At 66.6% G+C, this 12,154-nt stretch carries 10 protein-coding genes; all 10 read right to left on the bottom strand.

Going from position 1 to position 12,154, the window contains the following annotated elements; translation table 11 throughout:
• Positions 1-2 precede the first annotated feature (2 nt).
• Complete coding sequence (locus F817_RS0105895) at positions 3-1,262, bottom strand: glycosyltransferase (protein ID WP_024326780.1); 1,260 nt, start codon at positions 1,260-1,262, stop codon at positions 3-5.
• Complete coding sequence (locus tag F817_RS0105890; protein ID WP_024326779.1) at positions 1,252-2,469, bottom strand: TIGR04063 family PEP-CTERM/XrtA system glycosyltransferase; 1,218 nt, start codon at positions 2,467-2,469, stop codon at positions 1,252-1,254. Before F817_RS0105890 ends, F817_RS0105895 begins: the two co-directional genes overlap by 11 nt.
• Complete coding sequence (locus F817_RS0105885) at positions 2,469-3,416, bottom strand: methyltransferase domain-containing protein (RefSeq protein WP_051132326.1); 948 nt, start codon at positions 3,414-3,416, stop codon at positions 2,469-2,471. Before F817_RS0105885 ends, F817_RS0105890 begins: the two co-directional genes overlap by 1 nt.
• A 3-nt stretch (positions 3,417-3,419) precedes the next feature.
• Entirely contained in the window at positions 3,420-5,342 is a 1,923-nt protein-coding gene (locus F817_RS0105880; RefSeq protein ID WP_024326778.1) for an XrtA/PEP-CTERM system amidotransferase, read from the bottom strand.
• Between the two features lie 171 nt (positions 5,343-5,513).
• Positions 5,514-6,653, bottom strand: a complete 1,140-nt coding sequence (locus tag F817_RS0105875) for a TIGR03088 family PEP-CTERM/XrtA system glycosyltransferase (protein WP_024326777.1) — start codon at positions 6,651-6,653, stop codon at positions 5,514-5,516.
• 50 nt (positions 6,654-6,703) lie between these two features.
• On the bottom strand, positions 6,704-8,254 hold the full coding sequence (gene xrtA / locus F817_RS0105870) for an exosortase A (protein ID WP_024326776.1): 1,551 nt from the start codon (positions 8,252-8,254) through the stop codon (positions 6,704-6,706).
• Complete coding sequence (locus tag F817_RS0105865) at positions 8,244-9,494, bottom strand: TIGR03087 family PEP-CTERM/XrtA system glycosyltransferase (RefSeq protein ID WP_024326775.1); 1,251 nt, start codon at positions 9,492-9,494, stop codon at positions 8,244-8,246. Before F817_RS0105865 ends, xrtA begins: the two co-directional genes overlap by 11 nt.
• 66 nt (positions 9,495-9,560) lie before the next feature.
• Positions 9,561-9,953 carry a GxxExxY protein gene (locus F817_RS0105860; protein ID WP_024326774.1) on the bottom strand — a complete coding sequence of 131 codons (393 nt, stop codon included), beginning with the start codon at positions 9,951-9,953 and terminating at the stop codon, positions 9,561-9,563.
• Positions 9,954-10,188: 235 nt separating this feature from the next.
• Positions 10,189-11,256: a FemAB family XrtA/PEP-CTERM system-associated protein gene (locus tag F817_RS0105855; RefSeq protein ID WP_024326773.1), complete on the bottom strand. Its 1,068-nt coding sequence runs from the start codon at positions 11,254-11,256 to the stop codon at positions 10,189-10,191.
• Positions 11,240-12,145 carry an XrtA system polysaccharide deacetylase gene (locus tag F817_RS0105850; RefSeq protein WP_024326772.1) on the bottom strand — a complete coding sequence of 302 codons (906 nt, stop codon included), beginning with the start codon at positions 12,143-12,145 and terminating at the stop codon, positions 11,240-11,242. Before F817_RS0105850 ends, F817_RS0105855 begins: the two co-directional genes overlap by 17 nt.
• Positions 12,146-12,154: the final 9 nt, after the last annotated feature.

The following is a 12,154-nucleotide window of genomic DNA, read 5'->3' as shown; positions in this document are numbered from 1 at the left end:
GTTCAGCCGGACCGCGCGGTCCCGGGGGCCGTCGCGGTATCCGCGGCCGCGATCTGCTCGAAGGCTGCAACCAGCTCCGGGATCCGCGTCTCCCAGGCATTCGCCCGCGCATGGGCCAGGATGGCCTCGCGGTCCCATTCGCGCTCGAGCGCCTCCAGCAGGGCGTCGCGCAGCGCGTCATGGTCGCCGTACGGGACCACGATCCCGACCTGATCGGAATTCACCACCTCGGCGTTGCCTCCAACCCGGGTGGTCACGATCGGCAGGGCGCAGGCCGACGCCTCGAGGAAGACATTCGCCCAGCCCTCGAACCGGGTGGCCAGGACGAACACGTCACCAGCCGAATAGACGAAACGCAGGTCTTCCGGCGATACCTGCCCCAGGAACCAGACCCGGTCTTCCAGACCCAGGCTCCTTACCTGCTGGCGCAACTCGGCCTCGTTGTTGCCCTCGGGGGTCGCGCCGCCGGCAATGACCAGGTGCAGGTCGGGTTGCGTGCGCAGCAATTCGGGGAGGGTCGCGATCACCCGGTGAAAGCCCTTGCGCTCGGTCAGCCCCCCCACCGACACGAGCAAGCGGCCCTCCTGCGGCAGACCCAGGCGCTGGCGGGCCCCGGCCCGGTCCTCGGGATGGAAACGCCGCAGGTCCGCGCCGTTGCCGACGACCTGCACATGCCCGGGGGCCTGCCCCCAGGCGATCGCATCCTGCCGCAGCGAGTCCGCCACCGAGAACACCCGCGCCGCCGCGCTCATCGCCCGGCTGATCTGGCGCCGATGCAGGGCGCTGCCGGCGAAGCGCACGAGGCTGCCGCGCAGGGTGATGGTGTAGGGGCAGCGCAACCAGCGCGCCAGCCAGCGCGCGGCCACGCCATCGGGATAGACAAAGTGGGCGTCGATCAGCTCAAACCGGAAATCGCGCCGCAACCGCCGCATCAGCCAGAAACTGCCCAGCGCCAGGAAGAACCCGTCGGTCCACTTGAGCACGCCCGGAAAACAGAAGAACCGCGGGTGGTAAACCGCAATGCCGTCCTGCTCCTCGTAGCGCGGCAGCGGCGGGCGCGAGTGCGGCCGGAGACGCCCGAGCAGCCCCTGGAAGGGGAACCACGGGGCCGGCGCCACGACGACCAGGTCCAGATGTTCGGCCACCCGCCGCATGCGTTCGCGCACGAACAGCCCCAGGTTGGGCTGCGCCGCGTTGGGGTAGACGCGGGTGAACACCACCAGGCGCGGGCGCCGGCCAGCATGACGCCGGTCACCGGGCATGGGCGGGCTCCACGACACCCCGCAGACGTTCGTAGATCGCCTGGTAGCGGGCCACACTCCTCGCCCAGGTGCGTTCCTGCTCGACAAAGCGGCGCCCCGCGGCGCGTACCGCATCCCATTCGGGCTCGCGGGCCAGGGTGTCGAGCACCGTGTCCGCCAGCGCCCCCGGGTCGTCGGCGGGGAACAGCCAGCCGGTTTCGCCGTGCCGGATCAGTTCCTGGTGTCCGCCGACGTCCGAGGCCACCAGCAGTCGCCCCTGGGCCATCGCCTCCAGCGGCTTGAGCGGGGTCACCAGCTCGGTCAGCCGCATCGAGTGCCGTGGGTAGACGAGCAGATCCACCAGGTCGTAGTAGCGCTGCACCTGGTCATGCGGCACCCGACCCGCAAAGACGACCTGATCGGCGATGCCCAGGCGCCGGGCCTGCTCCTGCAGGCGTTCCGCCTGCGGCCCGCCACCCACCAGCAGGATGCGTACATCCGGGGCCTGCGCCCGGATGCGCGGAAAGGCCTCCAGCAGCAGGTCCAGCCCCTCGTAGGCATAGAACGAGCCGATAAAGCCCAGCACCCGGGCATTGGCCAGCCCGAGCTGCGCCTTGAGCTCGACGTCCGGCGCCCCGCCCAGGCGGAAGGCCTCGGCATCCACCGCATTCGGGATCACGGTGACGCGGTCCTGCGGGATACCCCGGGCGACGATGTCCCGCCGCAGGCCTTCGCAGATGGTCGTCACGTGGTCCACCCGGCGGAACACGTATGACTCGAAACCGCGCGTCATGCGGTAGCGCAGTCCGTGTTCGCGGCTGGTCCCGTGATCCACCGCGGCATCCTCCCAGAAGGCCCGCACCTCGTAGACCACGGGGATGCCGAGCCGCCGGCCGACCCGCAGGGCCGGCAGGGCATTGAGAACCGGGGAATGGGCATGCAGCACGTCCGGCTGCACTTCCCGGGCCACGGCCTCCAGGCGCCGGGTCAGGGCGCCCATCAGCCCCCATTCGCCCAGCCCCGGCAGCGTCCCGGGGCGATAGCGCGTGCGGTAGAAGTGCAGGCCGTCGACATCCTCCTCGTCCGCCTCCACCGCCCCCTGCTTGGGGCTGGTCAAATGAAACGTCTCCCAGCCGAGCCGGTGCTGCTCGCGCAGGATGGCGGCCGTGCGGAAGGTATACCCACTGTGCAGCGGGATAGAGTGATCAAGGACATGCAGGATTCTCATCAGACCGACCCGACTTCAACTTCCTTGTCGGTATCCTTGGTGGCAACCAGCCAAAAGCCCAGACATTGCAGTGTCTCGTCATCCAATTCGCGGAAAGGTGTCGCAAGGAACGGGCGAACGGCGTTGATATCCTCCTGCTCGGCAAGCGCTGTCGGCTCAATGCTTAGAGCAACCATTCCGCTATCTCCCAGGGCCTGGCGGTAACGATTAAGACGCCAGCGATTCGGAACGCCCTTGCCTTCGTACATGAGTCGCCACAGAAGGGCCGGCCAAGTCAGAAAATCAAGCGGATTTTCCCGATGCAAGCCATGGCTCTTCAGGTCCACTTGATGGATCGCGACTCCATCCGGCTTGAGCGCACGGGCCATATCATCAAAAGTGGCACCCAGATCATTCACGTGCTCAAGGACCGCTCGTGAATACACCAGATCGACCTCCTCTGAAAGGCCGGACAAACCGCTTCGTGTCACGCGGTATTCCAAACGTGCCGGCTTGAAGCCGGAGGCGGGATCACCCTCTTGCACGAAACACGAGGCGGCTCGTCGTCGGGATTCGCCTTCCAGGCCGTCGAGGATTTCCTGCAACACCGACACCTGAAATGAGGTCCGCTGATTGAGCGAAAACCGATCGACACAAATTACCTTTTCGGCACCGTGGGCCAGCATTAGCAGACCAACACCAGGCACATCCCCGGGTCCATATTCCAGTAGCACCTTCCCCTCGAGCCATTCATCAACAGCGTCCGCTCCCACGCCAAGTTTTTCGAAATAATCCGAGAAACAAGTGCGGAAATAATCAGCAACTGACTGGGGCGTTTCCGCCTTCTTGCCGCGCCCTGTTTCCCCCGTCAGCCGTACGTACAGGCCCGGCGCCCCCTTCGCCAGAAAGTTGCTGAGAATAGCCCTGGAGGCCCGTTTGGCATCAGCGACAGGTCGGCGTCCGTACATTGGTTAGCTCCCGCTTGGTTCAGAAAGCTGCGGGCTCTGGGCCCGGGCCAGGAAGCCCTCGAACATCAACAGCGACCACAGGGCCGGGCTGTGGTCGCGGGCACCACTGGTGTGCTGGTCCACGAGGGTCTTGAGATAGTCCATGTTGAAGATGCCGGAGTCGGCGATGCGCGGCCCCAGCACCTGCGCCCGCATGCGTTCACGCAGCGGTCCGCGAAACCACTCGGCGACCGGGACGGCGAAGCCCTTCTTGCGCCGATAGAGGATCTCCTCCGGCAGGTAGGGCTCCATGGCCTTTTTCAGCACGTATTTGCCCTCCGTCCCCCGCAGCTTGAGATCCGGGGGCAGGCCCGAGGTCCACTCGACCAGCTGGTGGTCGAGCAGGGGCACCCGGACCTCCAGCGAATGCGCCATGCTCGCGCGGTCGACCTTGGTCAGGATGTCGCCCGGCAGGTAGGTCTTCATGTCCAGGTACTGCACCAGCGACAGCGGGTGCTCGGTGGGAGCGCGCGCCGCATGCCGACGCAGGACCTCCACCGCGCTGTAGCCCTGAAGCGAGCGCCGAAACGCCGGGGAAAACAGGTGCGCGCGCAGATCGTCACGCAGGATGGATACCCCCTGGAAATAGCCCTCGACCGAGTCCCGCGCCAGGGCCTGGAACGTCGCCTTGGCGCGCAGCGGACGTGGGGCCCAGTCGGCCTTCGGATAGAGTTTCGCAAGGGTGCCAAAAAGCGGCCGCCGCAGCCCGAGGGACAGGGGCGACCGCAGGCGTTCCTCGGCCAGGTGGTGGCGGTAGCGGCGGTACCCGGCGAGGTTCTCGTCGCCGCCGTCCCCGGAAAGCGCCACCACCACCTGCTGGCGCGCCTGTTCGCAGACGCGATAGGTCGGCAGCGCGGAGCTGTCGGCAAACGGTTCGTCGTACAGCCCGCTCAGCCGATCCAGCAGCGCGAAGTCATCGGGATCAACCTCCTGCGTCTGGTGATCGGTGTGGTAACGCTCGGCCACCAGGCGCGCGTAGCGGGACTCGTCATAGGCGGGATCGGCGAAGCCGATGGAGCTGGTGCGGACGGGGTCGTCGGACAGGCCCGCCATCATGGCGACCACCGCGCTGGAGTCCACCCCGCCGGAGAGAAACGCGCCCAGCGGGACGTCTGCCACCATGCGGATGTCTACCGCCTCGCGCAGGCGGGCGGTGAGTTCCTCGGCGGCCGTGTCCAGGTGCGTGACGCCGTTTTCCGCGAACGGAACGTCCCAGTATTCGCGTGGTTCGCTCAGGTTGCCCTGTCCACGGCGCACGGTCAGCGTATGGCCGGGCGGCAGCTTGTGCACGCCCCGGAAGATGCTGCGCGGCTCCGGCACATAGCCGAAGGCAAAATAGTCCTCCACCGCGTGCGGATCCATCTCTCGCGGCATCCCCGGATGCGCCATCAGCGCCTTGAGCTCCGAGCCGAAGATCAGGTGCCCGTCCGCCAGCGCGCTGTAGTACAGGGGCTTGACCCCCAGGCGGTCGCGGGCGAGGAACAGGGTGTCGCGATTGCGATCCCAGACGACGAACGCGAACATGCCACGAAAGCGCTGTACGCAGGCCTCGCCCCACTCCTCCCAGGCATGCACGATCACCTCGGTATCGCAGTGGGAGCGGAACCGGTGCCCCGCCTGCTGCAACTCGGCGGTCAGCTCCGGGAAGTTGTAGATCTCGCCGTTGTAGGTCACAACGACGGTTTCGTCCTCGTTGAACAGCGGCTGCTGCCCGCCGGAGAGGTCGATGATCGACAGGCGACGATGCGCCAGCCCGACGCCCGGCTCCAGGTGCACACCCCCCTCGTCCGGACCGCGGTGAAACTGGGTCTCGTTCATCGCCTCCAGCAGGGACCGATTGATCGGCTGCCGGTCGCGCAGATCGAAGATGCCGGTAATGCCGCACATGTCGGGTTCCTGATCGCTTCCTTGCCGGGAGAGGCGCTGGTCGGTACAGCCGGGAATGCACTGAGTCGGGCAAGGCCCTTCGCACCATCACGGAAAATTCAGCATAAACGACAACCCCGCCACGCAGCGCCCGCAATCCGCGGCACACGGCGGCTGGCGTTAGCGCCCGAACTAACGCCGGGCCGCGCCCCCGTTCACTAGCACCCGGTCATACACCCCCATGTACCCCGCGACCATCGCGTCCATGCTGAAGGCTGCCTCGGCCCGGGCACGAGCGGCCGCACCTTCGCGCGCGGTCCGCGCCGGGTCGCCCGGATACCCCATGAGTGCGTCGGCGGTCGCTTCCGGATTGCCGGCCGGAACCAGGGCCCCGGTCATCCCGGGCTGGACGAGATCGGGGTTCCCCCCCACGTCCGTCGCAACCACCGGGAGCCCGGTGGCCATGGCTTCCAGCACGGTGTTGCAGATGCCTTCGGCCAGCGAGGGCAGCACGAAGAGATCCAGCGCCCGCAGGCAATCGTGGATGTCTTCCCGGGCACCGGGGAGCCAGGCCTGGTCGGCCACCCCGGCCTGCTCCAGGAAGTGCCGGAGCTCGCCGTGCAGCGGACCGTCCCCGATCATGGCGAGGCGCAGACGCGGGAAATCCGCGGGCATGCGCTCGCGCAGCGCGACAAAGGCCCGCGCCAGATCCAGCGGCGCCTTGACGGCCTGCATGCGCATGACCGAACCGATGACGAAGGTGTCGCCCCGCCGGAAACCTTCCGGAAAGGGCGGCACGAACCCGGCTGTCGGGGGCGCGAAACGGCCGGTATCCACGCCGTTGAAGACGTGCGACAGGCGCGCGGCGGGCACGCCGATCGCATCCCGGAGATATGCCTTTTGGTGCTGCGACAGGGCAATGTAGTGACCGACCAGCGGTCGCACCAGGCGGCGCAGGCGGCGGTTGCGGTCACGCGTGCCATCCAGGTCGCCGACGTCCCAGCCATGCTCGCCGTGCACCCGCGCCCGCACGCCGGCGAGCGCGGCGGTCACCTGCGCCTCCAGCGTGCCGAAGTTCCGGGTATGGACGATATCCGGTTGCAGGGCGCGCAACAGTTGCCACAGGCGGACGTGGACCCGCGGGTCCTTGCCCTCGCGCTTGTGCAGGGCATACAGGCTGACATCCTCGCGCCGGATACGCCGGCGGAAGTCGGTGTAGTCGGTCATGCAGATGATGGCGTGCCGGAAGCGCTCCGCCGGCATGCGGTTGATCAGGTTGACCAGTCCATTCTCCATCCCGCCGATGTCGAGGCGGTGGATCACATGTGCCACACAGGGGCGAGGGTCTCCCTTCCGGGCGGCGGCTTTGGCAGAGGGCTCCGTCACTGTCGCGCGACGCCGTCGAGCTGCTCGAGGAGCCCGGGGAGAACATCCTCCGCATAGGCCCCGAGCACCCGCTCCGCTTCGCCGGACTCGGCGCCATAGGGTGCATAGAGCACGACCAGCGCCGCGTCGTCCCGACCGCCCACCAATCGGTTCAGCGCCTCGCGGGCCTTCACTGCGTGCGGGCGCGTGGTCAGCCGACCATCCACCCAGTACCAGCGCCAGACCAGGAACTGCTGTCCCGGGCCGTTCAGCAGGAAACGGTCCGGATCGGGATAGCCTTCGACGGTGGCCCGCCCGCGATGCGATTGCGACCAGGCCGCCGCGCGGTGACGCCCGGCCAGGGTGTTGCTCCAGCCCACCATGTTCCCGTACCGATGCTGCTCGCGATAAAACAGCACGTGCATGCCCACCGGCGGCCCGCCTCCGTCCCCGACGACCAGGCCGCCACGGCCGTCCCGGGAGCCGCGATATCCCGGCTCCCAGGCATCCGCCTGATCTTCCAGCACCCGCCAGCCGGCGGGTGCCAGCGGCCCCGTACCCAGGCCGGCGACCGGGCCGAGATCCCGCTGGTTCATCCAGCCCGCATACAGCGGGGCGGCACTGGCCAGCACCACGGCCAGAACGGCCGCCGCGGCGAACCGTCCGGCCCGCAGCGAGCGGCCGGGGGCGGCGGTGCGCACCGGCGCGCGGGGTGGGTCCATGTCCTCGCGCCAGAAGGCTCCGATGCCGAACATCAGCGCGATCACCACGCCGAAGAAGATCCAGCCGTAGATCAGGTGATCGACCCCGGCCGCATGTTCCATGTCGCTGAAGTGCCCGATCATCACGATCATGTAGGCCCGCAGCCCGTTGGCCACGATGGGCACCACGACGGAGACACCGACGAACACCAGCCGCCGCCAGGTGCTGCGATACATCAGATAGGCGTACAGGGTCCCGAGCGCGACCGACGCGATCAGGTAGCGTACGCCACTGCAGGCCTCTACCACCGACCAGCGTCCGGTGGGCAGATCGAAGTAAAGCCCGTCGCGATAAACCGGGATCCCGGTGAGCTGGACTGCCGCCACGGTGAAGTCCGCTGTGAAGTCCATCAGCGGCGGTACCAGAAATTCGCCGAACGGAACGGCGAACAGCAAGTACGCCAGGGGGAACTGCAGGCGCCAGCTGATCGCGTTGCCCAGGACCAGCCAGAACAGCGCGGGGATCATCAGCACGGCCGCGAACTGGCGCACGGACACCACATCCACCAGTTCTCCCGCCACCCATACCAGGGAAAAGCCCACCAGGGGCACCAGCGCCCACCAGGATGGTCGCGGCTCCAGGGCCAGCACCTCCTCGCGCTTGAGAAACAACAGAAACAGCACGATGGGGACAATCAGGAAACCATGGGCAAAGGTCTCCGAACGGTTCCAGACGGCCACAATGGATTCGAACGTCGGGTAGAACATCCATCCCAGCACGGCGAGACCCAGCACCAGCACCGGCCCGGCCAGCCACCAGGACGAGCCGCGGACGGACGCCCGGATGTTGAGCGTTTCAGCGTCCATGGGCAGCCTCCGGGACCGGCTCGGCGCCGGGAAGCCCGCCGGGGTGCAGGCGGAGAAACTCGCCCAGGTGCGCGAGATTGCGCGCCCAGTCATAGTCCGCCAGCACCCGGGTGCGCGCCGCGTGCCCGAGCGCCGGATCCGGTGCACGCAGATATCCGGAAACGGCCTGCAGGAACGCGCCCGGTTCGGCCTCGGCACGGATCACCTCGCGCCCAGCCATCGCGGCCAGGCCTTCCAGAGCCTGCGGGCTGGCCACGACCGGGCGCGCCAGGGCCATCGCCTCCAGGACCTTGTTCTGCACCCCACGGGCAATTCGCAGGGGTGCAATGACGACGGTCGCGTGCGCGATCCACGGTCGCACGTCGTCCACGAATCCGGTCACCGTGACACCGGGGCGATCCGCCAGCGCCATCACCTCCGGGGCCGGCCGGCTGCCAACGATGCAGAACTCCACACCGGGATGTTCGAGCCGCAGCGCAGGCAGGACGTGGTCGGCGAACCAGATCACGGCATCGACATTGGGCCAGTAATCCATCGCCCCCGAGAACACCACGGTGCGCACCCCGTCCGCATAGGGACCGGGTGCCGCAACCGCATCGGGCGAGAAGAAGGCGGCATCGACACCGTTGTTCAGGGCATGCACCCGGTCCGCCACTTCCGGTGCTTGCTCGCGAAAGGTGTCCGCTTCGGCCGGCGACACGAACAGACTGGCGTCACTGGCCTGCGCGACCTGGCGCTCGTATGCCAGCAACCGTCTCCCTTCGCGCCGATATATGGCGCTCATAGGCCAGCGCCGCGTCGGCGCGTACTGGGTCCACTTGTCGGAATCTACGTCCACGAAGTCGACCACCCGGGTGCGCGCGGTTCCTTCCGGCAGGTACTGGGCCATGGCCGAGGAAAAGGCGACGGCACAGGCCACCGGCTGGCGGGTCAGGGTGGTGCGGACCCAGCGCGCCAGCTCGCGGTCGCGATACCACGGTACCGTCAGCGGCTCGCCTGTCAGGAACCCCGTGAGAGCGCGCAACTGCGCGCGCCGGCGTGGCAGCGGACGGGCACAGACGCTGGTGCACAGCTCCTTGAGCTCGGGCAGGTAGGCGGCATCCACCGGGTCATCGATAAAGGTACCCAGATGCACGCGGTAGTGCTGCGCCAGGTAGCGCAGGATATGGTGCGAGCGGATCTTGTCCCCCTTGTTCGGCGGCCACGGAATCCGGTGCACCAGATACAAAAGATCATCCATCAGGCATCTGCCAACTGCAGTTGGTCACAGGAAGATTTGAAGAAGGGAAGGCTCATGGAATGAGTTTCAAGAGCCAGTTGAAATACCGCGCCGCTCAAGACGGCGGATCCCGTCCTTGAGAACGGGGGCGTTGAAGTTGATCAAGAGCCCAGTATCGACTCGCGCAAGTTTCATGTAGGTAAGAAGCTGCGCCTTGTGCAAGCCACTGAGCTCATCCACGCTTTTCAGTTCAACCATCAGGCACTCCTCAACGAGAACGTCAATGCGGTAACCCACATCAATGGTTTCGCCTTGGTAGGCAACCGGCATCGAAACCTGCGTGGTGCAACAGATCCCTCTTTCACGAAGCTCATGGGCAAGACATTTCTCGTAGACGGATTCCATTAGCCCCGGGCCCAGCTCTCGATGAACTTCGATCGCGGCGCCAATCACTTCCTTCGAAAGCGGGTCGAATTCCATTTCGCTCCCGTCCCTTCAACATTGTGCGGTTCGATACAGCTCTCACATGGCTTCGGCTAAAGAGCGGTTTACAGGAAGGTTAGAAGATGAGAAGAGTTCTGGGGTTGAGGCGCCTGGGGTAAATACCAACGCCAAAGGCTGCCCCAACCCAAGCTTTTCCCCGAACCCCACACCATAAACCTTCTTTTCTCCCCTTCTTCCTGTTAAACGTACTTGACCTTGACCTTCCATTCGCTCAGCCGAGGGAGCGGGAGATCTTGGGGCCCAGCCAGTTGGCCACGGGCAGCGGCAGGCGCTGCCAGGCGGCGATGAAGTAGCGGTACTTCGGGTTGAGGGGATTGACGTCCGGCATCTCGCGGGCACGCACCAGGTCGTATTCGTAGTACAGCGGCTGCGGCTCGAAGCCCCAGTTCTTCTTGAAGCTGAAAGACCCGGTATCGCGCTTGCTGCGGCCGAAATCGAATACCCGGTAGCCCGCCTCGCAGGCACGGCGCATCAGCTCCCAGTAGAGGAAGTCGTAGCCCGCCACTTCGCGGGCGCGCGGGGTTCCCGCGCCGTAGTAGGGCAGCACCTCGTTGCGGAACCAGAAGCTGACCACGCTGGCGACCGCTTCGCCCTCGTGGGTCACCGTCAACACGTCGCAATCATCACCAAACACATCGAGCAATGTGCGGAAGTAATGCGGGCCGAAGACCGGGGTCCCCATGCGCCGGACATTGGCCGCGTAAATCGGGTAGAAGCGGTCGATGTCATGTTCGACTTCGCTGACCAGGCCCGCCTTGATGCCCTTGCGCACCATGCGCCGCTGTTTGCGCGGGATCGCATTCATGTTCGCGTCGACATCCGGATCCAGAAGGCGGCGGAAGGTGAAGTAGAGCTCGCTCTTGGTCGGCCAGTCCGGGTGCCTCGGTTCGCGCAGGCGATACTCGAGATAATCGACATTCAGGCTGCGGGCGAGCTCCTGTGCTCGGGCATCCAGCGCCGCAGCCGCGCCGTCGGTGACTGCGGCCACACCACCGTAGACACAGAACGGCAGCGATGACAGCGAGTCCCCGAACAGACGGGAACGGATACGGGCCAGCGGCAGCACGCCCTGTATGGCGCCATCCACCTCGGCATAGAGGAAGTGCGTCTCGTGTCCGAACGCCTCGCGCAAAACGGTCGACCAGCCTGCGCGGTGGAAGAAGGTGGCCTGCGGACAGTGCTCCACGAACGCATCCCAGCGCGCATGGTCGGCCGCACACAGCTTCCGGACCTGCAGGGCACCGGTACCGCTGGCACGTTGATCAGGCGGTTCGTACATTGTCTGCCCCTGCCACTCTTGCATGGTCCCCGGGTGCCGCCAGTTCCGCGGCAAACACGCGGTCCATGCGATCCCAGCGAAAGTCCTGCAGCAGACGCTTCAGGCGCGACTCCATACGGTGCAGGTTCACGTAGTGCCGGAAACGGCTCCGCGCCCCGAGCCCGGACACCCGCGGCTGATCGGGATCGATCTCCCAGGGGTGGAAGTAGAAAACCGCCGGCATTCCGTCCAGCGCCCCGATACGCCGAAGGGCCCCGCGCGACATCACGTAGGGCAGCAACCGGAAATAGCCGCCACCGGCCGCCGGCAGGTTGCGCCCGCCCATGCGGAGGGTCGCCGGGGGCAGCTCCAGGACCCCGGCGGGCATCGGGCGATGCGGGTGTCGCGGGGCCTTCGGCATACCGTAGTGATCGTGATGCACCGGGTAGATACTCGAGCTGTACTCCAGTCCCGCCTCGCGCAGCACCTCCAGCGCCCAGAGATTGCCCTCGCCGATCGAGAAGCTGGGTGCGCGATAACCGCGGACCGGGGCTCCGGAGAGGTCTTCGAGGATGCGTTGGGCGCGCTCGATATCGGCGCGGAAGGCCGCGGGCGCCAGATCCGTGACCCGCTCGTGGCCGTAGCCGTGACTCGCCAGCTCATGGCCGGCGTCGACGATGCGGCGGATCGCATACGGGTAACGCTCGGCGATCCAGCCGAGGGTGAAGAAGGTCGCCTGCGCGCCGCTCTGATCGAACAGCTCGAGGATGCGATCAAGGTTGCGCTCGATCCGGCATTCGCGGGTGTCCCAGGTATCGCGCGGGATGCGCGGGGCCAAGGCCGAGACCTGGAAGTAATCCTCCACATCGACGGTCAGGGCGTTGGGCCGATCGGGACTTTGCGTCTGCATGTCAGGCCT

The sequence above is a fragment of the Thioalkalivibrio sp. AKL19 genome (assembly GCF_000420165.1).
Classification (GTDB): domain Bacteria; phylum Pseudomonadota; class Gammaproteobacteria; order Ectothiorhodospirales; family Ectothiorhodospiraceae; genus Thioalkalivibrio.
This window is presented reverse-complemented; position numbering and strand designations above follow the sequence as displayed.